A 26,353-nucleotide genomic window follows, 5' to 3' on the forward strand; every position below is an offset into this window, starting at 1 on the left:
AACCACTTCCTGTCAGTCTGACAGGAAGGCTAGATTGCACTCATGGGCGCCGATATCTGGACTCCACCCACCGTCCTTCTGGCCGTCGACCTGGTCATCCTCACTCTTCGCGACTCCCGGCTCCAGGTGCTGCTCGTCGAACGCGGCATCGACCCCCACCGCGGCGCCCTGGCACTGCCCGGAGGCTTCCTCAGCGACGTCACGGAGGACATCCCCTCCGCCGCCGAACGAGAACTCGCCGAGGAGGCCGGCCTCGACGCCGCCGGGCTCCACCTCGAACAGCTGAGCGTCTACGGCACCCCGGGGCGGGACCCGCGGGGACGGGTCGTCTCGGTGGCCTACCTGGCGATCGCACCTCGCCTGCCGGAGCCGGTCGCCGGGACCGACGCCGCGAACGCCTGGTGGACACCGACCGACGTGGCACTGGCCGATCACACCCGGCTGGCCTTCGACCATCGGCAGATCATCGTGGACGGCATCGAGCGGGCCCGCTCGAAACTGGAGAGCTCGGCTCTCGCCACGGCCTTCTGCTCACCGGAGTTCACCATCACCGAGCTGCAACAGGTCTACGAGGCGGTGTGGGACGTGACCCTCGATCCCCGCAACTTCTATCGCAAGGTTCAGAGCGTCGACGGTTTCATCGTGCCGGCCGGTCCCACCCGCAAGACGGAGAACGGACGGCCCGCACGACTGTTCCGTGCCGGACCGCACACGGTCCTGCACCCCCCGATGACCAGGCCACCGAGGCCTGCCGACATGGCGAGGACACCGGCATGACCGCTGATCCGATCGTCGTGCTCACCGCGCTGAACGTGGAGTACGAGGCTGCCCGGCGGCTTGTCCGCACCCCACGGGTGCACTGGCATCCCGCGGGAACACGTTTCGAGACGGGCACCGTCGGCGAACGCGGCTGCAAGGTGGCGCTCGGCCTGGTCGGCAAGGGGAACCATCCGGCCGCCGTCATCGCCGAGCGGGCCATCACCGAGTTCTCCCCCACCGCGGTGATCTTCACCGGGGTGGCCGGTTCCCTGTGGCCGGGGGTCGAGCTCGGCGATGTGGTCGTCGCCTCCCAGGTGTACGCCTATCACGGCGGCACCGCCGAGGACGACGGATTGAAGGCCCGGCCCAAAGCCTGGGAGATCTCCCATCAGGCGGGTCAGATCGCACAGCATCTGATCCGGACCGGCCAGTGGTCACAGGCGCCCCGGCCCACCGTCCATTTCGCGCCGATCGCCGCCGGCGAGGTGGTCCAGGACAGCCGGATCTCCGACCATGCCCGGTGGGTCCGCGAGCACTACAACGACGCGCTGGCCATCGAGATGGAGGCAGCCGGAGTCACTCAGGCCGGACACCTCAACCACGCGCTACCCATCGTCGTCGTTCGCGGTATCAGCGACCGGGCCGACGGCAGCAAGTCCACGACCGACGGGGAGAGCTGGCAGCCACGCGCGGCCCGCCACGCCGCGGCGTTCGCCATGGCGATGGCCGAGGAACTCGCCACGGAACTCGGACCTCGTCACCGCTCGAAGACCGGAGGACATCGCATGGAACCGACAGCCACGTTCCGCAACATCGCGACCGGGAACGCCCGGGTCGGGACACAGATCGGTCAGCTCAACGGCAACCTGAGCACCGGCGACGTCCCCTCCGGCCCCACCGAGCTGGCCAAGGCCGTCGCCGCTCTGTACAACGACCTGACGGACGCCCATCGCAACGGGCTTCTGGACGACACGAGTTATGCCGCCGCGGTGGAGGAGCTGACCGCCGCGGGTGACGACCTCGACGATCTGCCGGGAACGCGGGATCGGGTCCTCGTCGCGTTCAAGAAGCTGAGTGGTCTCGTGGGCGACACGGCGGACCTCGCCGCGGGCGTGTCGGCCGTCATCGCGATGGTGGGAAGCCTGTCGTGAACGGCCCGGTCGTCACCAATGTCGCCGACGGCGACTCGCACGTCGCCGTACAGATCGGGGTCCTCCACCTCGACGGCGACTATGTCGTCCCGCCCGGAGCCTCTCCTGACGAACTCTTCCGGATCGGCGTCCGTTATCTCGACGCCCGGGCCCCGGAGGAGGCGCGGGCGCTCATCGAGGAAGCCGTGGCCCGCGGGTACGGGCTGACCGCGGAGGTGCACTTCTATCGCATTCTCGCCCTGCTGAGCGGCCGCACCCTCCGGCATCTGGACGTCGGCGAGCTGGCACGGTTGACGGCGATCTGCCAGCACATCGACCAGTTCCGCGACCAGGACGCCTGGAGCACCGGGTTGCGCGCGGTCCTCACCCTGCTCGACGCGCCGAACCACACCGATCAGGATCTCGCCGTCAAGCGCGTCGAAGAGTTGCCCCGGCCCCAGCGGGACCTGGTCCTGGAGCACCTGGGAGTACTCCGGGAAGGCCCTCTCGAGGACGCCATGTGGCGGCTCTCGCTCGAGCAGGCCGTGGCGGGACGGATGAGCGACGACCGCGGGGAAAGGGTCTGGATCTACTTCCAGCCGCAACCCGCTGCGGCCCGGGTCCGCCCGGCCCGGCCGTTCGTGGTCTCCCCCGTCGACTGGCTGCGGGTCGTCGGCGGCGGGGTGACGCTGTTGTACACGGCGGGGACGATCGGATGGCTCCTGCTGCGGCACGGCAAGGTCGTACCGGTCCTGGCCTATCTCGCCGCGCTGGCCGGCCTGGCCGTGTTCACGAGGTACGGAACCCGGTGGTACTCCCGGAACCAGTTGATCCGGGCACGGGACGCGGAGTTCGCCGTCCGCCCGCACGACGACGGGACGGCGCCACCCGACGGTTTCGCCCGGCGCGTCGACCGGCTCTTCGACAGGTACTTCGCGAGGTACGTACCGGACGGCCTCGACCGGTCGCTCTGGGTGCAGTACTCGGCTGGTATCCGGCAGGGCCTCCGGGACGAGGTGGTGGAGATCTATCGCGAACAGCGGATCAACGCCGATCAGATCGCGTGGCTGATCCGCCACCTCGTCGGTGACACGAGCCGGCGCTGGCAGAGCGGTGCGATCACCGACTACCGGATGCGGCTGCGCACCTCGGTGGCCGACCGGGCGATCTGCGTCGCCGGCCTGGTCGCGCTCGCCGCCTCCCTGCCGGTGATCGCACCGGCAGGGATCCGCGCCGCACCGTTCGCCGCGGTGCTCGGGATCCTGGGCGCCGTGGCCGCCGGCATCGTCACCACGATCGGCGTCTTCCGGATCGTCGCAGAGCGGGAACGAGCCCGTGCCGAGAAGGCCGAGAAGGCCGAGCAGTTGCAGACCCGGCAGGCGGCCTACGAGCGCTGGGTGCGGAAACTCTCCCGGCGCCCCAGCGACGCCGAGATGGCCGAATGGCTGGACTGCGACCGCCGGGTTCTCGTCGAGGAGACCATGCGGCACTACCAACTCGATCCCAGCCAGGTCATCACCCACGCGTTCATCGAGGCGCCCGGTCCCTCAGCGAAACGCGGCCGGATCCACCGTGGCCCCTGGCGTTACTCGCGCTACCGCATGCTGCTCTTCCTTCTGACCGAGGACGGCGTCCGTCAGGTCAACATCGATCTGGACTTCGAGAAGGCGACCTCGCAGCGCACCGAACGCCTGAACTACCGCTTCGAAACGGTCGCCGCGGTCCGCATCGACGGCGCACCCGCCCGGCGGCAGACCTTCGAGCTGACCCTCTTCAACGGTGCGCCGATCCAGGTCCAGGTGACGGAACCCGCTGTCGCGGACACCGCCGCGGGTGAGGACGACCTGACATTCTCCCGCGTCCTGCTGGACGCGTCGGGGCTGCGCCGGACGCTGGAGGTGATGGAGGGCATTGCCGCGGAGGGCAAGAGCTGGATCAACCGCCGGCGGGCCCAGAACGGCGAGCGGATGACCGGACTCTCGGAGGCTGTCCGCCGTCTCATCAACTGAAGTACCTCGATCGGGTGACGCGCCTGGTTGGGGGTGTTCCGGGGCGGCCGGTAGGGTGGTGGGCATGTCTTCGTCGGTCTCGTCGTCCTTCGGGCTTGACGATTTCGGGGTCGACGACCGCCTTCGGCTGTTCAGCTATGTCAATGCGGACAACCGTCTCGCCTACCTCTGGGTGCTGCGTGCTTTCGAGGCCGCCCGCTCGTCCTACCAGGTCGTCCTGCACACCTCCGAGGTTCAGGACGCGCTGATCTCCCTCGGTCAGGATCCGGCCGCGATGGAGTTGCCGCGGCTGCTGGACGCGCTCGTCGAGTGGGGTGTGCTGGATCGTGGGCAGGACGGCGCCCGGGCCACCACCCTCGCGGAATACCGCAATCGGCATTCGGTCTATCAGTTCACCGAGGCCGGTTATCGCGCGCACCGGGCGGTCGAGTCGGTGCTCGCCGCGGGCATTGACGACAGCACGCTGTCGCGGCTGGTGTTCGCCGATCTGCTCGCCGATCTGCAGGCCCTCAAGAACGCCAACGAGGCCGGCGACGCCGAGGAGGTCTACCGCAAGCTGAACCGGCTGGACCGGGCTCTGGCGGACGTCGCCGAGCGGGCGGCACGTTTCTATCACATGCTCGGCGATCTGGGGCGTACCCATGATGTGCGTCCTGAGGTGTTCCTGGCGCACAAGGATGCGCTGCTCACGCACCTGAAAGACTTCCACGACGAGCTGCAGCGGTACACACCGCGGCTGCGGGAGGCCGTCCACGAGGTGGAGGCCACCGGGCTGGAACGGTTGATCGAGGCCGCGGCGGAGGCGGACGAGCGGCTGTTCGCGACGCCGGTGGAGCGGCTGGCGGACTGGCGCCGGCGGTGGGCGGGTCTGCGGTCGTGGCTGGCGCCGCGCGACGACGTGCCCAGTGAGGCGGAGCGGCTGTCCGGGGCGACGATGGCCGCGATCGGTGACGTGCTGGCGTTGTTGCGGCGGGTGACGGAGGCCCGGCGGGGTGGGGTGAGCCGGGAGTCGCAGTTGCGGCATCTGGCGGCGTGGTTCACCGGGGCCGGGTCGGACGAGGCGGCGCACGCGATCTTCGAGGTGGTGTTCGGGTTGGGGGCGCCGCGGCATGTCGGGGTGGCCTATCCCGATCCGGAGGCGATCGCCGGGCGTCTGTCCTGGTGGGAGGCTCCGGCTGTGGAGTTGTCCCGGTCGCTGGTGCAGTCGGGGCGGATGCCCGGTCAGGGCAACGGCCGTCCGGCGCGGATCGATCGGTCGGAGCGGTCCCGGCAGGTGTTGCGGGAGCGTCAGGTGGCCGAGGAGCGCCGGCATGCGGAGGCCGCCGCGGGTCTCGCCGGGGCCGAGGTGCTCGACGAGGCGCAGGTCGTGGCGTTGCGCCGGCTGTTGGACATCGCTCTCGCCGCGCGCGGGCCTAAAGATCAAAAGATGAGTGCCACCGCTTTCGGGGTACGCCTGACGTTAGCGCCCGCCCCGGGCCGGTTCACCACGGTGCGCACCGGTTCCGGATGGTTGCACCTGGACGGCTACGAGTTGACCGTCACCCCGGCCGCGCATACCGCTGTCGGACGGCAGGCAGAGCCGGCAGCCGCATGAGGTTCGCCGCCGACGTCTCCGATCTGGAGTTGACCGACTATCAGCGTGCGGTGCGCCTGCTGATCCGCCATCCGTTGATCACGGCTTCGTTTCCGGATGAGAAGGCGCTGCCGCGGGTGCGCCGGTTCTCCGCCGAGTTGCGGCGGGATCTGTCGGAGGCGTTCGGATACCGTCTGGAGTTGCACGGGTCGACGGCGCGTCTGGTCCGCACCGCGGATCGGCTGATCGCGGACCGTCCGGCCGTCTCACGGACCGGTCGGCCGTTCGACCGTCAGCGGTACGCGTACCTCACACTCTGTCTCTCCGTTCTGGGCCGTGCCGGTATTCAGATCATGTTGAGTGAGCTGGCCGACGCGGTCGCCGCCGACGCCAACCGGATCGCCGGGCTGGGCCTGAACCCGGACACCGGCGCGGACCGGCGGGCGTTCGTGGATGCGGTGGCCTGGCTCGAGGAGCGTGGTGTGCTCCGGCTGGCGGACGGTTCCAGCACCTCGTGGGCGGGTGATCCAGGTTCCGGTGAGGCCCTCTACGACGTCGCCCGCGATGCCGTTCTCGCCCTGTTCCGTCCGCCTCGGGTGTTGCAGCACATCGACGCGGTGTCCGCTCTGCTGGACCGTTCGCAGGCGCACAGCGGCAACGCGGAGCGGCGGGCCGCCGCGCAGGCCGCCCGCCGGACGGTCCTGGAGCAGCCGGTGGTCTACTTCGACGACGTCTCGGCGGAGATCGGCAATCATCTGCGCGGTCAGGCGCTCCCCGCCGACCTGCAGCGGCTGACCGGTCTGCGCCTGGAACGCCGCGCCGAGGGTGTGCTGCTGGTCGACACGTCCGGATGGTCGGCGGAGCGTTTCCCGGGCACCGGATCGGTGGCGCAGGCCGCGGTGTTGTTGGCGGTGGCGATCGCCGGGCGGGTGTCCGATCCGGACGGCCGCCGGGTGCGCCGGATGCCCGCGCCGGATCCGCGGGAGTGGCAGGTGAAGCTGGCCGGGCAGGTCGACGCCGGTCTGCCGGCGAGTGTCCCGGTCCTGGACGTGAGCGACGAGGCCGGCCCCGAGGCGGAGCCGGAGATCCCCGAGGAGCGTCGGTTGCCGCTGGTCACCGACAGTTTCCTGCGGGAGGCGACGGCGGAGGTCCTTGCGCGGTACGGGTCGGCGTTCGGCGCCGCCTGGCACGCGGATCCGGAGCGGTTGCGCGCCGAGGCGACCGCGCTGCTGGTCCGGTTCGGGGCGGTGATCGAGGTGCCGGGCGGGGTGCTGGCCCGCCCGCTGATCGGCCGTTATCGCAGTACCGTCGCGCAGGTGAAGCAACGCACGCTCTTCTAGACAGGGACTCTCGTGGCTCGTTTCGCCCCCACCCGGGCCGGCATCATCAACCTCTGGGACTACCGCGACGAGGAGTTCCTGTTCGTCGACGGCTGGCTGGTTCTGCGCGGGCCGAACGGGTCCGGCAAGACGAAGGCCCTCGAGGTGTTGTTCCCGTTCGTGCTGGACGGGCGGATCGAGCCGCGGCGGCTGAACCCGTTCGCCGGTGAGGACCGGACGATGAAGTCGAACCTGCTCTACCGCGGGCAGGATTCGTCGTACGCGTACGTGTGGATGGAGTTCGGCGACGGCGAACGGTTCGTGACGATCGGTATCGGTCTGCGGGCGCACCGGCACAACGACCGGGTGACGCGCTGGCATTTCGTCGCGGACGGCCGGGTCGGCGTGGACCTGTCGCTGTTGGACGCCGACGACCGGCCGGTGTCGCGGCGGGACCTGATCGACCGGCTGGGCGTGGAGGCGGTCCGGGACTCCGCCGAGGAGTACCGGCATCTGGTCGACGCGGCGCTGTTCCACCTCGGCCCGGCCCGCTACGAGCAGCTGCTCGATCTGGTGCTGACCCTGCGTAAGCCGCAGTTGGCGAAGGATCTGAACCCGGCGGAGTTGTCCCGCACGTTGCAGCGGGGGCTGCGGCCGGTCGAGGACCATCTGCTGGTCGAGGCGGCCCGGTCGTTCGACGACATGGAGGCGGTGGCTCGTACCCTCGAGGGGCTGGTCGCCGCGGACGGCGCCACCACGGTGTTCCTGACCGTTTATGCCACCTATCTGCGTACCCATGCGCGGGCCGCCGCCGATGCGCTCACCGCGCGCCGGGCCGCCGCCGGGGAGCGCCGGGCGGCCCTGACCGCCGAACGGGCGGCCGCCCGCGAGGCACGGGCCCGGGCCGAGGAGACGACCGGCCGGCTGCGGGCCGCCGAGGGGGAGCCGGGCCGGCTGCGGGCGCATCTGGACCGGCTCAAGGGTTCGGCCGCCTATCGTTCGCACGAGCAGCTCGCCGACCTGGAACGGCACGTCGCCGACCTGCTCGCCGCGGCGCTCGCCGCGGATGGCCGGGCCGGCGCCGAGCGGGGTACGGCCGCGAAACGGCGGGACGAGTCGACGCGGGCCGCGGAACAGGCCCGGGACGCCCGCTCGCGGATCGCCCGGGTCGCCGCCGCGATGGCCGTCGAGGCGGAGAGCGGCGGCGTCGAGTGGGGGGCCGGCGACGAGGAGCCCGAGGGTCTGCCCACCCGTCTGGCGGCCCGCACCGAAGCCCGCAGGTCTGACGTGCGGGCCGTGCGCCAGCACGCCGGGAGACTCGTCGAGACCGAACGTGATCACGTGCGTGCGGCCGAGACCGACCGGGACGCCCGGGTTGCGGAGGCCGACGCGATCACCGCCGAGCAGCAGGCAACGGCCGCGCTCGACGCCGCCCGGGAGGAGACCGCGGCCGCCGTCCGGGCGTGGGGCGATCAGCATGCCGCCCTGCTGACGACGCTGGAACTGCCGGGCCTGCCGGACGAGCTCGCCGGGCACCGCGACGAGACGCCGTCGTTGCGGGAGATCTTCGCCGAGCGGACCGCCGCGCCGGTCGCCGTGATCCGCGACGACCTGGTCAAGCTGGCCAGCACGGTCGAGCAGCTGACCGGGGAGCGCGACACGGTCGCCGCGGAACGGGCCGCGATCGCCGCCGAACACGACGACGCGCCGCCGCCGTCACCGACCCGCCCGGCGAACCGGTCCGGTCGGGCCGGCGCACCGCTGTGGCGGCTGGTCCGGTTCGCCGACGACGTCCCCGGGGAACGAGCCGCGGCGATCGAGGCGGGCCTGCACGCGGCCGGTCTGCTCGACGCCTGGCTGCATCCGGCCGCCGACGCCACCGACACCGCCCTCGACCAGGGCGAACAGGATGCCTACCTGCGTGCCGGGCAAGCGGTCGCCGGGGTCTCGCTGGCCACCGTGCTGGTGCCCGAGGACCAGGACCGGGTGCCGGCCGAACGGATCGTCGCGGTGCTGGCCGGCATCGCGCTCGACGACGTCACCGGCCCGTCCGGCGTGACCGGAACCGGGCAGTGGGCGCAGGGCTCCGGAGTCGGCCGGTTCGCCAAGGAGCGCTGCGAGTACATCGGCGCCACCGCCCGGGCTGCCCGCCGCGCCCTCCGGATCGCCGACTGCGACCAGCGGCTGGCCGGCATCCTGGCCCGGATGGCCCGGCTGTCCGACGCCCGGCAGTCCCGCCGCGCCACCCTGGACCAGGTGGATCGGGCCGGCGCGGCCCTTCCGGCACGCACTGCCGTCGCGCGCGCCGAGCGTGCGGTGGATCAGGCCGCGACCCTTCTACGGGTACGCCGGGAAGCAGCGCACGAGGCATCCGGCCGGCTCGACGCGGCCGTGGCCGAGCAGGCCGCTGCCGGAGCGGCACTGCGCCGGGCCGTCGCCGAGCGATCACTTCCGGTCGAACGGCTTGACGAGACCGGCGCCGCGCTGGACCGGTTCGAGCGGCTGGGCATCGAGCTGCGGCACGGCTACGAGACGGTCGACCGGGCCGACGACCTGGCCGGGGAGGCCGCCGACCGGCACGCCGAGGCGGAGGAGCGGGCCGAGGCCGCCGCCGGCACCGCCCGGCACGCCCGGGCCCGGCACACCGAGAAGGACGAGGAGCTGCGCACCCTGTCCGCGGCCATCGGCGCCGAGGCGGCTCAGGTGCTGGCCGAGGTGGCCGACACCGAACGGGCGGTCACCGCCGCCGAGGACACGCTGTCCGCCGCGCGCGCCGATGACATCGCCGCGCAGAAGGAGGAGGCGGGTACGGCCGAACGGGTGCGCCTCGGCGAGCACGCCGTCACGGAGGCCGTCGCCGAAGCCCGGCGGGAATCGGTGCGGCTCCGGCCGTACGCCCACAGTGATCTCCTGGGTCTGATGCGCTGCCCGCCGCACCTGCGGTGGCCCACCGGCGAGGCCGCGGACACCGACCTGGACCCGGCGGTCGTCGCCCTGCACGACGCCGTGCTGGCCGCGACCCGCGAACTCTCCCCCACCGAGACGTCACTCAAGCAGAGCGCCACCCGGCTGACCAGCGCACTCACCGAGCTGCAGGCGCAACTACCCGCGGCCGGGCTGGACCACCGCCCGGAGTGGGACACCGACGAGGGTGTGATCGTCGTCCGGGTCGCCGACGAGCAGGGCCTCACCCCGGTCGCGGCGTTCGCCGAACGCATCACCCGAGAACGCCGCGACCAGGAACAGTTGCTCACCGACGCGGAGCAGCGGGTCTTCGAGGATGCGCTGCTCGGCCAGCTCGCCGGTCAGATCCACCGCCGGACCATCGAAGCCCGCGACCTGGTGTCCGCGATGGATCAGCAGATGCGGGCCCGTCGGATGTCGTCGGGCCTGACCGTCGGCGTCGGCTGGCGGCTCGCCGACGACCTCGACCCGGAACAGCGCGAAGTGTGCAGACTCCTCGAACGCGACCCGGCGCGGCTCGGCCCCGGCCAGCTCACCACCCTGCGCCGGCACTTCGCCGCCCGGATCAAGACGGCCCGGGCGCAGTCGCCGGAGAAGCCCTACCGCGAGTTACTGGCCGAGGTCCTCGACTACCGGCAGTGGCGGGTGTTCGCGTTCACGCTGCACCGGCCGGGCGGCACGGCCGAACCGCTCACCCGGGCCCGGCACAGCCAGCTGTCCGGCGGCGAACAATCGGTGTCCCTGCACCTTCCCCTGTTCGCGGCCGCAAACGCCCTGTTCGGCTCGGCCCGGCCGGACGCGCCGCGGCTCCTCGGGCTGGACGAGGCGTTCGCCGGGGTGGACGACACCGGCCGCGGTGAACTGATGTCACTGGCCAAGCAGTTCGACCTGGACCTGTTCATGACCGGGTACGACCTGTGGGCCACGCATCCGTCGGTGACCGGTTGTGCCCACTACGACCTGTCGCATTCCACGGTGGAGCACACCGTCTCGACGGTGCTGCTGGTCTGGGACGGCGCCACCAACATCGCCGACTTCGACGGGACGCTCGCGCGGGCCCTGGGATCGCCGGAGTCCCGCCGGGCGCCGGACCCCGCCGACGCCGGCCGTGACTGACACCGCCCCGGCGGACTCCGCGGCGTGGCGGCGTCTCCTGGCCGCGGCCCGCCGCAGCCTGGAACGCACCGGCGGCAGTCTGGACGGCACCGTCTCGCTGGCCGCGCCCACCGACGAGGAACGCCTGGTCGTCATCGGGATCACCGGCGTGCACCGGCCCGCCGGCGTCGGCCGGGTCACCGTACGGCTGACCGAGATCGACGCGTTCCTGCGCGACGCGTACGGCGCCGGCCTGACCGCGACGATCGGGGAATTCCGCGACCGCCCCGGCGAACGCGCCCGTGACACCGCCGGCCGGGACGCCGTCCTCGCCCTCGCGGCCGAAAGCCGGCACGCCGCGCGGCCGTGGTTCGCCACCTGGCTCGACGCGCTGCGCCGCGACGGCACCCTGACCCGGATCGTCCGCGCCGGGTGGCCGTTCGCGGACGTCGTGGCGGTGCTCGACGCGCTGCCCGCCGACGGCGAGCCGTTACCCGTGTTCGCCGAACGTCTCCTCGACGACACCAAGGCCCTCACCGACGGGCCACTCCGCGGCCTGGTCCTCCGGGCGCTGGCCGCATGGCACGAGGTCCCGCACCCGGCCGGCGCGGAACAGGAACGCGCCCTGTGGGAACTGTCCGGCGTGGTACCCGACGACCTGGCCAGCCAGGTCCTGGTGCTCAACCTGCCGGCCTCCGGCTGTCTCCTCGGCGACTGGCTGACCACGGCCGCGACAGCGCACGTACCGTTGCGGGTGACCCTGCACCAGATCCGTCTCGCACCGTTGACCGTTGCGGCCCCACGGGTGTTCGTCTGCGAGAACCCGGCGGTGCTGCGGGCCGCCGCCGGCCGGGCGACCGCCCCGCTGATCTGCACCGAGGGCGTCCCGTCAGCGGCGTTGCACGCCCTGCTGGCCGCGCTGCCACCGACCACGGTGATCCACTGGCGCAACGACTTCGACTGGACCGGGATCCGTCTGACCCGCGCCGCCCTGGCCCGCTACCCGGGTGCGACGCCGTGGCGGATGAGCACCGACGACTACCGTTCCCGGGCCGGGCGCGGAATCCCGCTGCTCGGCACCCCCGCAACCGCGCCCTGGGACCCGCCATTGACCGAGGCGATGACCGAAACAGGTCAGGCCGTGATGGAGGAGCGCCTGCTCGACGTCCTGCTCACCGACATCACCGGGTGACCTCACTCGCCAGACGTCGCGTCTGGCCTCGCCGCGTCACCGCACCCACCCGGCGACCAGTCTCGCCGCGGTAGACCCCATTCCCGTCAGGCGCGGCGACGGCAGCAGCGACGCCACCTCGATGCTGAACGGGAACGGATCCTCCGACGCCAGCGACTCCCCGAAACCCGCAACCACGGCCGGAACGTAGTGTCCGCCGACCAGTCTCTGCAGATGCAGCTCGACACCGTCCGCCGACGGCTCGACCAGCAGGTACCAGCCGATGCCCGCCGCCGCGTACAACTGCGGTTTGAGAAGCCGGTCCGTCCCCGTGTTGCTCGGTGAGCCGCATGTGCCGGGTGCCACCCTCGCCGACCGGTTCGAGGTTGGTCGGATATCCGGCGACGGTGGCCGGGAGTTCCGCCGCGAGCAACGCGCAGACTTCCGCCCCGTACTCCGCAAGATTTTGATGGTGTTGGAAGGGTTGCAGGTGGAGACCTCAGTCGTGGTCGGTGGAGCGCATGATGTCGAACCCGAGCACCTCGGAACCGGGCCGGGAGCGCCGCGGTGTGCGCGAGCCCGGCGAAACGGTGCTCCGGCATCGGCAGCACAGCCTCCCGGAAGAACCGCCCGGACAGTTCGAGTCCGGCCACGAACTCCACCGGCAAGTGTCCCCGCTCAGGGCCGCTGGATCGTCAGGGCCAGGATCCCGCAGTCCAGGCCGACCACCAGATGGTCGTCGATCCAGCGGCAGGACAACGCGCGATGGTGCACCGGGATCGTCCGCACGATCCGGCCGGTCCGTGGGTCCCACAGCCGGACGGTCCGGTCGAGGCCCGCCGAGATGAGAAGCTGCCGGCCGCCGATCGTGGCGAGGTCGACATCGGTCACCGCGGCGGTGTGCCCGGCCAGCACCTGGAAGGGGCGGCCATCCTCGACGTCCCACAAGCGGATGGTCCGGTCCGCCCCCGCCGACACGAGCACCGGACGGTCGCCGACGACGGCCGTGGCCAGCTGGTTGACGCTGTCGTGGTGGGTGTGGCGCTCCCAGAGCAGCACGCCGCCGTCCCACAGGCGCACCACGCCGCTCTTGTCCGCCGAGGCCAACGCGGGCCGGCCGGACCGGTCCACGACGGTCAGTGAGGTGACCCAGCTGCGGTGACCGACCAGGCCACCACGGGTCTCCCCGTTGTCCGGACGCCAGAGGCGCACCGTCTCGTCGTCACCGGCGGACGCCATGACCAAGCCGCCGGCGGTGTGCAGCGCGGTGATCGCGTTGACCGGCCGGTGGTGGTCCCGGAACTCGCGGACCATCTCCTGATAGGTGAGATCCCACAGCTGGACGGAGGAATCCTCCCCCGCGGCCGCCAGCAGGAGGAGATCGTCGCTGCCGACCACGCAGATGTCGTTCACCGCCGTGGTGTGCGTCCGCAGTACGGCCCGGCTCTCCCCGGTCCGCACGTCCCACAGGCGCACCGCGCCGTCGGCACCACCCGAGGCGACCAGCGAACCGCCGTCCCGCGGAACGGCGGAGAGGCTGCCCACCGCGCCCGGCAGCACGGTCTCGGGAAGGGCCTCGGGGAGCTCACCGGTCGGATCCCACAGCCGGACGGTGCCGTCGTCGCCAGCGGTCGCCAGCATGTCCCGTTCGGAGGTGGGCAGCCGGCAGACGGCCCGGATCCAGCTGGCATGTCCCTCGAGGCACCGCGTCTCCTCCCGGGTCGCGGCGTCCCACATCCGGATGGCGCCGTCCTCGCTCGTCGAGACGAGCAGCTGGCCGTCGGCGACGCGCACGGTGCACAGGTCGGTGATGGGGCCGCCGCCGGTGGTCAGCCGGGCGACCAGCTCCAGGGTGAGCGGGTCCCACAGGCGGACGTCGCCGTCGTAGCCGCCCGAGGCGAGCAGGATCCGCTGTCCGTCGTCGAAGGCGTACAGGGTGGTGACCCAGCCGATGTGTCCCCACATCGTCCCACCCGCGGCCCCGGTCAGCGGGTCCCAGAGCCGGACCGAGCCGTCGAATCCCGTCGAGGCGACCATGCCGTACGGCCCGACCGGCACGTGGGTGACCGCGGTGACCCATCCGGTGTGCCCGGTCAGCGTGTGCAGCGGTGTCCGGCCCGCGACGTCCCAGATCCGGACCGTGCGGTCGTCGCCGGCCGAGGCGAGCAGGTCGCCGGTCGGCATCGGCAGGGCACAGATGTTGCGCACCCAGTCGTCGTGTCCGGTGAACCGGTGCACCTGGTCGCCGGACCGGGGTTCCCAGACTCCGATGCTGCCGTCGTGGGCGGCGGTGGCGAGCCAGGAGCGGCCGCCGACGGTGACCGCGGAGAGCCCCCGGATGCAGTCGTCGTGGCAGCTGAAGACGTGCACGTTCTGGTTCGTCAGCGGATCCCACAGCCGGACCGTTCCGTCCTCCCCGGCCGAGGCGAGCAGGTTCCGCCCGTCGACAGCGATCGGGCACACGTCGTAGACCGCCTGTGAATGTCCCTCGAGGACGGTGCGTTCCAGCCGGGGCGGCGTGTGGGCCCAGCGTGCCTGGTAGGGCGCATCGGTCGCGTCGACATGCGCGCCGAGGTCGTCGAGGCGGTCCACCACCGACAACAGCGCGGCACGTTCGCCGGCCTCGGCGCCGACCGCCTTCGGGACCCTCTGCAGCAGGTTCTTCCGGGCCCGGCCGGACGGTGTGCCGGCGCCGTGGGCGACCTGCAGCAGCCGGTCGAGGTGCGCGTGGGTGACGTAGCCGTCGTCGTTGAGCAGATCGTCGATCCGGCCGGCCCGGGCCGCGTGCTGGGGTAGGTTCCGCAGCAGGTATTCCGGTGCGGTCGCCCAGCCGCCGTACCGGCCCAGCGCGATCCAGGCGCCGACCACCCGTTCCTCGTCGGCGGTCGCGAGTCCGGCATCGCGGCGGCCGGCCAGCAATGCGTCGTTGAGCGCCTGGTGGAACAGCCGGTAGGTCGGCCGGCGCGGATCGCCGGTCTCCACCAGGAAGTTCGCCGCGGAGCTGCGGGCGAACTCACTCAACTCGGCGGCGGTGACCGCGGCGCCGAGCGCGGTCACCGCCTCCTGCCACAGCTGGATCGGCAGGCCCGGCGTCTCGGCGTAGGCCAGTGCGGTCAGTGCCACCGCGGCCGGGGCTGTGCCGGCCCGGGGAAGGTCGCTGACGTACTCGTGGAGCGCGTCACCGACCGTCGCGGTGAAGGAGACCTGCCGCGGGTCGACGGGCGCCAGGTCCCGCAGTGCCCGGGTCCGCGCCACCAACCCGGCGATCAGGAAGTTACGCCCGGCCAGGGCTGCGATGCGGGCGGCGACCGGGGCGGCGAGGGCCGCGTCGGAATACGCCCGGGAGCCCCGTCCCGCCCCCGCCAGCTGCAGGGTCGTCAGCGCGTAGTCGGCGAGGTCCTCCGCCGAGAAGAACTCCGGCGCGTCCAGATCGATGACATCCGCGTCGGCACCGAACGCCCCGAGTAGGTCACCGGCGTCGTCCGCGCGGCGGGTGCCGACCACCACCTGGACACCGAGTACGGCACACGACCGGGCCAGCGGCACCAGCACGTCGTTGATCAGCAGACGGGTCTCCGCCGTGGACACCGCTTCGTCGAGGGCGTCGACGACCAGGTTGAAACGCCGGGGCCGACGGGTGAGCCGATCCCGCAGCGCGGGCATGAGGTCGACGGTGGCCTGCGGGAACCCGACGCCCACGCCACGGGCGATCTCCGCGGCCACCTCGAGGGCGCTCTTGCCCTTCACGTGCACCGCGCAGGCGACCGAGCCGACCGTCGCCTGTTCCGCGGTGTCCCCGCCGGGCAGCGCGGCGTTGATCTCCGCGTCGGCGGTGGTGACCACCCGGCCGAGAACGGCCGACTTGCCGACCCCCGGCGAACCGGTGACGAGCAGCGGGCGGCCGGACGCTTCCGGCCTGTCGAGGAACTCCCGCAGCCGGCGCAACGCCACCGCACGCCCGCGGAAACGGTTGCCGGTCTCGCTGCCGGAGGCCACCCCGCGGGACCGCGGCAGCCAGTGCCGGGACGCCTCACCGTCGGCGGCGAGTGTCCAGCCCCAGGCGGCGTGGGTCGGATCGTCGGCGTCGCCGACCCGCCAGGCGTCGAGGGTGGACAGTTTCATCCCGGGCAGGTGCTCGTCGGCGTACGCCAGGGTGAGGGCGTGACCGACACCGGTGGTGGGATCGGCGGACACCACGACACCGACCACCGCCTCGTAGTCGGGTGACCACAGGGCGGCACCGCTGAACCCCGGGGCGACGCCGGCGCCGGACTCCGGGCTGAGGTGTACCCGGCCGTATCCGCCCTCGCCACCGACCACGCCCTCGGCGGAGCGCCCTCCGTCGCTGCCGACCGGGAACCCGTAGGCCCGCCAGGCACGGCCGGACAGGTCCGTCCCGGAGGGCCGGCGCAGCCTGGCCGGGGACACTCCCGGCGGGATCGGCTCGGCGAGCTCCAGCAGGACCAGGTCGAGACCCTGGTCGGTGCGGCCGTTGTGGCGGCAGGTGAGGACCCTGCGGCGTACGCCCGGCGCCACCTGGAAGGCCCGGGGGAACGCGACCCAGATCTCCCGCAGGCCGTCCAGCTGGAACGCAACGTGTTCACAGGCGAGGACGAGACAGTCGTCGACGACCACGCCGGCGCCCAGCACCTCGTCGCCGGCACCGGGATCCGGACCCGCGTGCAGCGAGACGGCCCAGGACTCCGGACCGGTGACGCCCACTCCCGGGTCGCCGTCAGGCGCCGGTCGCGAGACCGGAGACGGCGTCGTCGCCCTGCCACGTCAGGGTGACCTCGAAGCTGGCCTCGCTCGCCGCCTTCGCCACCACCCAGCTCGCCTCGCCGGTGACCTTGACCCCGAACTTCACCTGGACCGCGTCCGGGGCGAGCGCCCTGGCCTGCTCCAGCACCGCCCGGGCCGCCTCGATCGAGGGCGCGGCCGCCTCCCGCACCATTCCGGCGACACCACCGGCGACACCGGCCGGGCGGAAGCCCGGCGCGGGCTCGAACTCGAACCGGGCGACGGTCTTGTCGTCCACCTGGTAACGCACCACTTCGGACGGCACCGTCATCAACCTCCATCAGCCGGGAAAGCGCAGCGGCCGGGCGCTCGCTCGGGTCATGCTGCATGCCGACCGGTCGAATGACAATGGCCTTTTTGTCGATGGCCGCCACCCGGACCGCCCGGCAATCCGTGAGCTGCAGATTCGAAGATCGACAATGTGTTCGTGTCGGGTTTTTGCAGCACCCCGGCGAGCCTTGCGCAGCCATCCGGGACATCGGCACAATCGTGAGCCGGGCTTCGGCCGCCATTCGATCATCAATGTCGCCACCATAAGGCATAAGCCTGAGCGAAACGGGCGTCACGCCCGAGAGGGGCACGTCAGCATGCCGGAGAAGGAACTCACTCTCGCCCAGCGGGCGACACTCGTCGCCCTGATGATCAAGGCGAGTCCGCTACCCCGGACGTTCCTGGCCGACACCGTCAAGATCAGCCTCGACAAGCCCAAGCGTGATGATCTCCGTGACCGGAAACTGATCACGGTGACCGACAAGCCGCTCGTTCTCGAGCTGACCGAGAACGGCTGGGCGCGCGCGATCGAGGAATTGTCCGCCGACATTCCGCCGCGGGCCGGCGCCCTGGGCGGGACGCTTTATCTGCTGCTCGGCTTCCTGCGTCAATACCTCGATCACCACGATCTCTCCGCGGCCGATTTCTTCGGCTCGGTGGCCGCTCCGACCGCGGCTCCCGTGACCGTTCCGGACACGGACACGGGCGAGGTGGAGCGGACGGTCGGCTCGGAGATCCGGGTGGCTTACGACGGTCTCGCGCATGGTCCGAACGTGTACGTGATGCTGGAGGACCTGCGCGCCGCCCTCCCCGGGGTGTCTCGCGACGACTTCGACACCGCCCTGCTCGACCTCGACCGGCAGCCGGACGTCCACCTGGTCCCGGAGTCGAACCAGAAGGTCCTCACCGCCGGGCAGCGCGCCGCCGCGGTCCGCATCGGCAACCAGGACATGCACCTGCTCGCCGTCCGGTCCTGATGAACGCCGACGAGCAGCGTGCTCTGTCCGCCCTCCGCCTCAACTGGGCGCCCACCCCCGACGACGTCTGGCGGTCGGCCCCGTTCCACGTCGACGGTCTCCAGCGTGATGTCATGCGCACCGTGCTCGACGGTGTGCACGAGGCGAGGGACACCACCGAGTCGAGCCCCATCGGCGTGGCCATCCTCGGCCAGCGCGGCACCGGCAAGACCCACCTCCTCGGCGCCGTCCGCGAGCGGGTACAGGCCGAGGGCGGCTACTTCTTCCTGATCAGTCTGCTCGAGACGAGCGCCTTCTGGCGCAGCACCGCCCTGTCGGTGCTCGACGGGCTGGACCGGCCGGTGGACGGTGGCGAGAGTCAGCTGGCGGTCTTCCTCAACCGTCTGGTCGACGTGGTCGGCGCGCCGCGGTCGGTCCGGCGGGCCGTCACCGGGCTGGCCGACCTCAACCGGCCGAGCCTCGACGCGTTCGTCGATCTCATCCGCAAGCACAACCGCCAGGTCGGCATCGACGCCCAGGACACCGCCCGGGCGCTCGCCCTGCGCGCCGCCGAGAGTTCCCGCGCGCAGGACATCGGCTACGAGTTCCTGTGCTCCAACGACGAGGAGGAGACCGGCGACCGGGCCACGTGGGGGATGCGCCGAGGCAAGCGGTCGGCGCAGGAGGTCGTCCGGGACATCTCCCGGCTGCTCGCCCTGACCGGCCCTTCGGTCCTGGCCGTCGACCAGATCGATCTGCTCATCTCCCAGTCCGCCAAGGCCACCAATGCCCGCAGCGACCGGGCCGTCGACTGGCAGCAGGCGCTGCTGCTGGAACAGGTCGCCGGCGGGCTGATGTCCCTGCGGGAGACCACCCGCCGTTCGTTGTCCGTGGTGACCTGCCTGCCGCAGACATGGACCGACATCATCACCGAGGCCACCGACACCGTGCAGGACCGGTTCCGCGAGGCCGCGCCGCTGCGGCGCATCCCCACCCCGGAGCTCGCCCGGGAACTGATCGAACGCCGATTCGCCCCACTGTTCGCGGCTGCCCGCTTCACCCCGCCCTACCCGAGCTGGCCGGTCCGGCCGGAGGCGTTCGCCCTGGGACACCGCTACACCCCCCGCGAGCTGCTCCGCACGGTCGACACGCACGTCCGGGCATGCCTGGCCACCGAGCAGGTCACCGAGCTCACGCGGCTTGACGCCCAGGACACCGCCCGCACCGAGCCGGCCGCCCGGCCCGTCCCGGCCCGAGCCTCGAGCACCGACCTCGACCTGGACGGCGTCGACACCCACTACGCTGAGCTGATCCGGCAGGCCGACCCACACCCGGCTGTCCACAAGGACACCGAGGACGCCGTAGTTCCGGCGCTGCTCACCGCCGGCCTCACCGCCTGGATCGCGGAACAGGGCGACGCCGCCGAACAGTTCAGCATCGACCCTCAGGCCGGTGGCAAGCCGACCCTGCACGGCCGCCTGCGCCGGAGTCTGAACGACACCGACGAGGACGCCTCCGCGGAGGACGAGGAGCACTGGGCCTTCCGCGCGGTGAGCTCGCCGCACCACATCGCCATCCTCAACCGGGTCCGCAATGCGGTGACCACCGCCGGCCTGACGAAGGGCGTCCAGAAGCGGCGGCTCATCCTGCTGCGCAATCTGGCGTCGAACCCGTGGGGCAAGGGGATCCGCACCCGGGAGGTGATCCGGGACTTCGACGAGGCCGGTGGTGTGACCCTGCCGTTCGAGGAGGCCGACATCAGACGGCTGACGGCCCTCCGCGAGCTGCTCGCCAAGCATGGTCCGGAGGCGCTGCTCCCCTGGTTCCGCAGCCGGCGGCCGGCAGCCACGATCGGTGTGCTCCAGGAGGCACTTGCCACCGTCGCTCCGGCTGCACCGACCACGCCGGACACTCCGGCGCCTGCGCCCCCTCACAAGGGTGAAACACGCACACCATCAGCGGACGCCCGGTCGGTCCCGGTCGGCAAGACCGTCGACGGCGGACAGACCGTCGCCCTCGGCCTCGAGGCGTTCCGGCGGCACATCGCGATCTTCGCGGGTTCCGGATCCGGCAAGACCGTGCTGATCCGGCGCCTGGTCGAGGAGTGCGCGCTCCGCGGTGTCTCGGCCATCGTGCTGGACCCCAACAACGACCTGGCCCGCCTCGGTGACCCCTGGCCCGTGCCGCCGGACGCGTGGACCAGCGACGACCGGCGACGCTCCGAGGAGTACCTCCGCGAGACCGAGGTCGTGGTCTGGACCCCCAACCGGGTGAGCGGCCGTCCGCTCAGCTTCCAGCCGCTCCCCGACTTCGCCGACATCCTGGACGACACGGACGCGTTCGAGGCCGGTATCGACGCCGCCCTGGCCGCATTGGCCCCGCATGCCAAGGTCGACGGCAAGACCGACAAGGCGGTTCTCGGCCGGGCCGTCCTGCGAGAGGCCCTGATCGGGTACGCCCGGAACGGCGGTAACAGCCTGACCGCGTTCATCGGCGCCCTCGCTGATCTCCCCGAGGACGTGAGCCGGATCGCCGACGCCCCCAAGCTCGCCGGAAGGATGGCCCAGTTGCTCCGGGCGGAGACGGTCAACGACCGGATGTTCGGCGGCGACGGCGCCCCCGCGGACCCGGGAGACCTGCTCACGCCGTCGCCCGGGTTCCGGGCCCGGGTCTCGGTGATCAACTTTGCTGGCCTGCCGGACGATCAGCAGCGGCAGAACTTCGTCAACCAGCTCCAGATCGGGCTGTTCGCCTGGATCAAACGCCATCCGGCCGGTGACCGTCCACTGGGTGGTCTCTTCGTGATGGACGAGGCCCAGACCCTCGCGCCGTCCGGGGCGATGACGCCCTGCACCCACAGCACGCTGGCGCTCGCCTCCCAGGCCCGTAAGTACGGCCTCGGGCTGATCTTCGCCACCCAGCAGCCGAAAGGCCTGCACAACGCCATCCCCGGCAACGCCGCGACCCAGTTCTTCGGCCTGCTCAACAGCCCGGCACAGATCAACGCGGCGCAGGAGATGGCCCGGGCGAAGGGCAGCGCCATCGCCGATGTGGGCCGTCTCCGGACGGGCCAGTTCTACGCCACGATCGAGAGTGCGTCCTTCGTCAAGGTGCAGTCACCGCTCTGCCTGACCCATCACCCCAAGAGTCCGCTCTCCGGCGAGGAGGTGGTGGAGCGCGCCGCACGCGGACCGAACCACCATCCCCCTGCCGGAGCCGGTCATGAGACGCCGCTCTGACCGTTCGTCACCTGCTGGAGACGGTCGAGGAAGGCCGCCCGCTTCAGCGGATCACCCGGCCCCAGCGGGTGCGGGGTGAAGCTGAAGGAGGCGCTGGTGCCCCGGTGGTCGGTGATCGCCACGGCTTCGCGGTGGGGCAGGCCGGTGGCCGCGACCCCGGGCAGGCGCCACTGCAGCGGAACTCGCGGGGAGAGCGACTCGCCGAGTCGGGCGAGCAGGTTGACCGTCGCCTTGCGGCCGTCCGGGCCGTACCCGGAACGGTGACTCGCGGTCGGCTCCCAGAGGATGCGGCGGCCGGTCAGGACCAGGTTGCCGACCACCTCGCCGTACCGGCCCACCTTCGACGAGCCGAGCTGGACGGCGCGCCAGCCCTGGAGGGCGTGCTCGCCGGGTTCGAGGGGCCACGCCTCGAACCAGAATCGGTAGGACTCTCCTCGGTCATCGGCGCCGAGCATCTTCAGAGCGGCGAACATTCCCCAGGCGGTGTGCGATCGGGCCATCTCCGCGTTCCTTTCCGAACGAAGGGCGATGTCAGGACTGGGCGATCTCAGGACTGGGCGATCTCGAAGCAGAGCGATCTCAGGACAGAGCGATGTCAGGACAGGTGGTCGAGGAACCAGTCCCGGATCTCACCGAGCAGGCCGTCGTCGCCCGGATCCGCGTCGCTGAGACGGTCGGCGGTCTCCTCAGCCCGGTCCTGGGAGAGCTGGGCACGGACACCGGTGGCGTTCAGGTGCGCCGCCTCGACGGCGGGCGCCTCATGGCCGGTGGCGCGGGTGGCGGCGCGGGCGGTGGACAGCGCCCGCACCGCGAGTTCGATCAGGTGCGACATGGCAGACCTCGGATCGTCGGCGGTTCCTCGCCGAAGAGACTGCTGTCGTGGACCCGCTGATACATCCGCGCGGGAATGAGCGCCATGCGTAGCCCGAGTCGGCACCGGAGCAGGAGCACGGCCGTCACGCGAGGTGGGCGGAGCGCGGGGCGAGAGGACGGAACCGTGGGCCGGGACGGCCTGTCAGGCGGGCGCGGAAACGCGGGCCGGGGTGGTCTGTCAGGCCGGCGAGGAGGACGCCGGTGAGGGGGACGGCGGGGCGGCCGGGGCGGGGGTGTCGATCGACGGCGGGACGTCCAGCAGGCGCCTGTGGAAGATCATGTGGCCGCCGCCGGCGCGCTTCGCCTCGTACATCGCGATGTCGGCGTGTTGGAGGAGCAGGTTGGCGTCGTCGTCGCCGGAGCGCAGCGCTATCCCGATGCTCACGTCGATCTCGATGTCCAGGCCCTCGATGTGGAACAGGCCGGACAGCCGCTCGCGGATGCGTGTCGCCAGGCCCGCCGCCGCCGGCTCGGCGACCTGCGGGCCGGCCAGCACCACCACGAATTCGTCGCCGCCCAGCCGGGCGAGGACGTCCTCGGCGCGGGTCGTCTGCTGAAGGCGTTCCGACGCGGCTTCCAGGAGCCGGTCGCCCACCTGATGGCCGTAGGTGTCGTTGACGAATTTGAAGCGGTTCAGGTCCATCAGCAGTAGCGCGATCGGCGGCGGGTCGGGCCGGTCCAGCAGGCCGTCCAGGTGTTCCATCACGGCCCTGCGGTTGGCGAGGCCGGTCAGGGCGTCGCGGCGGGCTTCGAGGTGGCGGGCGCGGCTGACCGCCTCCAGTTCGCGGATCGAGACCATGGTCCGCAGCACCACCATGATCAGGCTGAGGCCGGCCAGGCCCACGGTGAGGGCGGACAGGCGTACCCGGTTGCCCAGCAGGAGGATGACCAGGGTCGCCCAGGCGAAGATCACCGAGGCGCCGAGGCGGTGGTGGTCGTCGAGGGCGGGGCGGACCGGGGTGGGGTGCTGCCACGCGGCTTGGCCGATCATGGCGAGGCCGAGGACGTACAGCAGGTTGACGATCGAGCCGGGGTCGTAGCTGCCGTGCGACACCTGGTAGATGTAGCCGGTGTCGGCGGCGATGAAGGTGGTGAAGCCGGCCATGATGAGGGCGCTGGGGGCGCCGGTCCAGCTGCCCAGGGCGGCCCGCGCCAGCAGGGTGCCGACCAGCAGCGAGTCGCCCAGGGGGTAGGCCAGGGCGACGTAGTTGGCGAGTCCGCCGGTGCCGGCCGGGTCGATCAGCAGGTCGACGACGAAGGCGGAGAAGACGGTGGCGCCGCCCAGTCCGGCGATGGCACCGTCGAGCAGGGTGCGGCGGGGCGTGTCGCGTTCGCGGAGGAATTCCAGGCTGCCGATGTAGGCGAGCGGGTAGAAGCTGAGCCACAGGATGTCGGACGGCGACGGGAACGGCAGGATCGCGCCGTTCCAGGTGTGGATCCAGGAGTAGGTCGTCCCGGCGGTGTAGCAGAACAGTCCGGCGGCCATCCAGCGCCAGGCGACGGCCCGGACCGGATGTCGGAGCGCCCGGAGGAGCACGAGCAGGGTGGCGCCGCCGTACACGCCGAGGATCAGGCCGGCGGTCACCCACTGGGGTGTGACCGGGTAGAGCCGGGCGAGGTGCATGACGGCGAAGCTCAGGCTGAGGCCGAGCACCAGCCAGCGGAGCACGCCAATCATGCGACGTTCCATGCCTGCCTTGTCGGCACGCGCCCGGTGGGACTTAGCCGGGGCTCTGCGGGGGCGGAGCGCTGTGCGGCGTACGCGATGAGAGGAAGAACCACCAATGGGAGCGCTCCCATGTCACGATGGACATCCACCGTCATCGAAGGAGTCCCCCATGCCCCTTCCCCGCCGTCTCTCAGCGCTGCTCACCGGATCAGCGGTCGCCGTCGCCTCGGTCGTCGCGATCGTCGCCGGTGCGGGCCCGGCCTCCGCGGCCGGCACCGGAACCGGCTATCTGCACACCAGCGGCAACAAGATCGTCGACAGCACCGGGGCCACCGTCCGGCTCACCGGCATCAACTGGTTCGGCATGGAGACCGACAACAAGACGTTCCACGGCCTCTGGTCCAGCAACCCGTGGCGCAACCAGGTCGACACGATGGCCTCGCTGGGCTACAACACGCTGCGCATCCCGTTCTCCGACGACGCGCTCAAGAGCGACGCGGCGGCGACGAGCATCAACGACTACGTCAACCCGGACCTGATCGGGCTGTCCCCGCTGCAGATCCTGGACAAGGTCATCGAGCACGCCGGGTCGAAGGGCATGCGGGTGATCCTGGACCGGCACCGGCCGACCGCCGCCGGGCAGACCGCGCTCTGGTACACCGCCGCGGTCCCGGAGAGCACCTGGATCGCGAACTGGCAGGCACTGGCCCGCCGCTACGCCGGCAACACCACGGTGATCGGCGCCGACCTGCACAACGAGCCGCACGCCGAGGGCACCAACCCGAACGCGACCGGTTCCTGCTGGGGGTGCGGCGACACCGCCCGGGACTGGCGGCTGGCCGCCGAGCGGGCCGGCAACGCGATCCTGTCGGTGCAGCCCAACTGGCTGATCTTCGTGGAGGGGGTGAGCTGCCCGAGCGGGGGCCTCTCCAACATCTGGGACAACGACCCCGGCAACGACGAGGACTGCGGCTGGTGGGGTGGCAACCTGTCCAAGGCCGGCGAGTTCCCGGTCCGGCTGAACGTGGCGAACCGGCTGGTCTACTCCCCGCACGAGTACGCCACCAGCGTCTACCACCAGGCCTGGTTCGACGACCCCACGTACCCGGCGAACATGCCGGCCATCTGGGATAAGTACTTCGGATATCTGTACAAGCAGAACATCGCCCCGATCATGATGGGCGAGTTCGGCACCACGCTGGCCAACGACGTCGACAGGGTGTGGTTGCAGAGTCTGATGGCGTACACCGGCACGGGCGTCGATGGCATGTCCTTCACCTACTGGGCATGGAACCCCAACTCCGGCGACACCGGGGGCATCGCCAACGACGACTGGACCACGATCAACACGGCGAAGCAGGCGATCCTGCAGCCGTATCTGATCGCCCCGGTCGCGCCGGGCGGCGGATCGTCACCGTCACCGTCGCCGTCCACCGGAACGAGCACCTGCTCCGCCGTGTACACCCAGGACGGTTCGTGGGCGGGCGGTTTCCAGGGCTCGCTGAAGGTCACCAACACCGGTGGCGCGGCGGTCAACCCGTGGCAGGTGACCTGGACCTGGCCGTCGGGTGTCACCCTCGCCAGTGGGTGGAACGCAACGGTCACACAGAGCGGTACTACAGTTACCGCGGCGGCACCGTCCCACTCGCCGTCGCTGCCCGCCGCGAGCGCGGTGACGATCGGGTTCACCGCCAACGGCACGGCGTCCGCCCCGGCCGCGGTCAAGCTGAACGGCACCGCCTGCGGCTGAGGAACGGTAATCGTCATCCGGCTGTCATGGAACCGGGTCGGAACCGTCGCCAGGACACCCAAGACTTCAGGGACCGCGCCCGGTGGCGGCGTACCGGTTCGGGCGTCGTCGCCCGGTGTGGGGTTCGCACCACCCCACCCCGGGCGATGGCGAGTACGGAGTGACTGACCTGTGTGGCCTCTTCCCTACGACGACGGCTCGTGGTTCGACCGGCGCACCGACCCGGCGAACGACCCCGACCTGCGCCTGACCGGACAGGTGGTGGAGCGTCTGCTGGAGAGCCCGGAGCTGCGGCAGGAACGGATCACCGTCGAGGCGCAGAACCGGGTGGTGACCCTGACCGGCTCGGTCACCTCGCCGCACGTCCGGGCCACTGTCGCCGCTCTGGTCCGGGACACCCCGGGCGTCGTGGACATCTGCAACCGGCTGCGGCTGACCCGGGCCGCATTCGACGACGTCCGCCCGGATCCGTTCGACGCGCTGGTGGCCGGCTGGGCGACCGCGTCCGAGCCGCTGCCGGTCTGGTCCACCCGGCGCAAAGTGATCATCATTCTGGCCACCCTGGCGAACGTGCTCGCGGCCGGCCTGGCCCTGGTGCTGCTGCCCGAGCACGGGGTGTTCGGGCTCTTCTTCGTGGTGCCGTGCGTGGCCGTGGCGACCGTGCTGGCCGCCTCGGTGGGCCGGCACCCGTAATACAACGCACAACCCCTTCAGCGGTGCCCCCGGACAACCGATCTCCGCTGCAATTCCGGAGACATCGCGGTCATCCCGGACCC

The 26,353-nt window shown here is 71.5% G+C and carries 17 protein-coding genes; 11 read left to right on the top strand and 6 right to left on the bottom strand.

Annotated features, from left to right (window positions below):
• The first annotated feature begins 42 nt into the window (after nt 1-42).
• From WH85_RS22935 to WH85_RS22965, 7 genes are all read left to right on the top strand, one after another.
• Nucleotides 43-777 carry an NUDIX hydrolase gene (locus tag WH85_RS22935; protein ID WP_045744009.1) on the top strand — a complete coding sequence of 245 codons (735 nt, stop codon included), beginning with the start codon at nt 43-45 and terminating at the stop codon, nt 775-777.
• Nucleotides 774-1,910, top strand: a complete 1,137-nt coding sequence (locus tag WH85_RS22940) for a 5'-methylthioadenosine/S-adenosylhomocysteine nucleosidase family protein (RefSeq protein WP_045744010.1) — start codon at nt 774-776, stop codon at nt 1,908-1,910. The genes WH85_RS22935 and WH85_RS22940 overlap by 4 nt, the downstream gene beginning before the upstream one ends.
• A complete protein-coding gene (locus WH85_RS22945) occupies nt 1,907-3,898 on the top strand; it encodes a hypothetical protein (RefSeq protein ID WP_045744011.1) in 1,992 nt (663 codons plus the stop codon). The genes WH85_RS22940 and WH85_RS22945 overlap by 4 nt, the downstream gene beginning before the upstream one ends.
• Before the next feature lie 64 nt (nt 3,899-3,962).
• Nucleotides 3,963-5,492: a TIGR02677 family protein gene (locus WH85_RS22950; RefSeq protein WP_045744012.1), complete on the top strand. Its 1,530-nt coding sequence runs from the start codon at nt 3,963-3,965 to the stop codon at nt 5,490-5,492.
• The gene (locus tag WH85_RS22955) at nt 5,489-6,811 is read left to right on the top strand and encodes a DUF2398 family protein (protein WP_045744013.1); all 1,323 of its coding nucleotides are present in this window, start codon (nt 5,489-5,491) and stop codon (nt 6,809-6,811) included. Before WH85_RS22950 ends, WH85_RS22955 begins: the two co-directional genes overlap by 4 nt.
• Before the next feature lie 12 nt (nt 6,812-6,823).
• On the top strand, nt 6,824-10,870 hold the full coding sequence (locus WH85_RS22960) for a TIGR02680 family protein (protein ID WP_045744014.1): 4,047 nt from the start codon (nt 6,824-6,826) through the stop codon (nt 10,868-10,870).
• The gene (locus WH85_RS22965) at nt 10,863-12,041 is read left to right on the top strand and encodes a TIGR02679 family protein (protein WP_045744015.1); all 1,179 of its coding nucleotides are present in this window, start codon (nt 10,863-10,865) and stop codon (nt 12,039-12,041) included. Before WH85_RS22960 ends, WH85_RS22965 begins: the two co-directional genes overlap by 8 nt.
• 36 nt (nt 12,042-12,077) lie before the next feature.
• On the opposite strand, the gene WH85_RS22970 is transcribed toward WH85_RS22965, so the two are convergent.
• From WH85_RS22970 to WH85_RS22980, 3 genes are all read right to left on the bottom strand, one after another.
• Nucleotides 12,078-12,386 (bottom strand): Uma2 family endonuclease, encoded by a 309-nt coding sequence (locus tag WH85_RS22970; RefSeq protein WP_052720710.1) that lies wholly within the window; start codon nt 12,384-12,386, stop codon nt 12,078-12,080.
• A gap of 312 nt (nt 12,387-12,698) precedes the next feature.
• Nucleotides 12,699-16,742: a WD40 repeat domain-containing protein gene (locus WH85_RS22975; protein WP_052720712.1), complete on the bottom strand. Its 4,044-nt coding sequence runs from the start codon at nt 16,740-16,742 to the stop codon at nt 12,699-12,701.
• Between the two features lie 13 nt (nt 16,743-16,755).
• Nucleotides 16,756-17,091 carry a CU044_2847 family protein gene (locus WH85_RS22980; RefSeq protein ID WP_245674057.1) on the bottom strand — a complete coding sequence of 112 codons (336 nt, stop codon included), beginning with the start codon at nt 17,089-17,091 and terminating at the stop codon, nt 16,756-16,758.
• Between the two features lie 316 nt (nt 17,092-17,407).
• On the opposite strand from WH85_RS22980, the gene WH85_RS22985 reads away from it, so the two are divergent.
• Together WH85_RS22985 and WH85_RS22990 are read left to right on the top strand one after the other, a co-directional pair.
• Entirely contained in the window at nt 17,408-18,067 is a 660-nt protein-coding gene (locus WH85_RS22985; RefSeq protein ID WP_045744016.1) for a hypothetical protein, read from the top strand.
• The gene (locus WH85_RS22990) at nt 18,067-21,285 is read left to right on the top strand and encodes an ATP-binding protein (protein ID WP_045744017.1); all 3,219 of its coding nucleotides are present in this window, start codon (nt 18,067-18,069) and stop codon (nt 21,283-21,285) included. The genes WH85_RS22985 and WH85_RS22990 overlap by 1 nt, the downstream gene beginning before the upstream one ends.
• Here WH85_RS22990 and WH85_RS22995 read toward each other — a convergent pair.
• From WH85_RS22995 to WH85_RS23005, 3 genes are all read right to left on the bottom strand, one after another.
• Nucleotides 21,267-21,785, bottom strand: coding sequence for a hypothetical protein (locus WH85_RS22995; RefSeq protein WP_157411180.1), 519 nt, complete (start codon nt 21,783-21,785; stop codon nt 21,267-21,269). The two genes, WH85_RS22990 and WH85_RS22995, sit on opposite strands and share 19 nt — an antisense overlap.
• 95 nt (nt 21,786-21,880) lie before the next feature.
• Nucleotides 21,881-22,117: a hypothetical protein gene (locus WH85_RS23000; protein ID WP_045744019.1), complete on the bottom strand. Its 237-nt coding sequence runs from the start codon at nt 22,115-22,117 to the stop codon at nt 21,881-21,883.
• Nucleotides 22,118-22,336: 219 nt separating this feature from the next.
• The gene (locus WH85_RS23005; protein WP_157411181.1) at nt 22,337-23,836 is read right to left on the bottom strand and encodes a GGDEF domain-containing protein; all 1,500 of its coding nucleotides are present in this window, start codon (nt 23,834-23,836) and stop codon (nt 22,337-22,339) included.
• Between the two features lie 160 nt (nt 23,837-23,996).
• Between WH85_RS23005 and WH85_RS23010 the strand changes: the two genes are divergently transcribed.
• A complete protein-coding gene (locus WH85_RS23010; RefSeq protein ID WP_045744021.1) occupies nt 23,997-25,577 on the top strand; it encodes a cellulase family glycosylhydrolase in 1,581 nt (526 codons plus the stop codon).
• Nucleotides 25,578-25,748: 171 nt separating this feature from the next.
• Entirely contained in the window at nt 25,749-26,270 is a 522-nt protein-coding gene (locus tag WH85_RS47300; protein ID WP_052720713.1) for a BON domain-containing protein, read from the top strand.
• Nucleotides 26,271-26,353 lie beyond the last annotated feature (83 nt).

Origin of the sequence: Actinoplanes rectilineatus (assembly GCF_000962825.1) — a bacterium.
In the GTDB taxonomy this organism is placed as follows: Bacteria; Actinomycetota; Actinomycetes; order Mycobacteriales; family Micromonosporaceae; genus Actinoplanes; species Actinoplanes rectilineatus.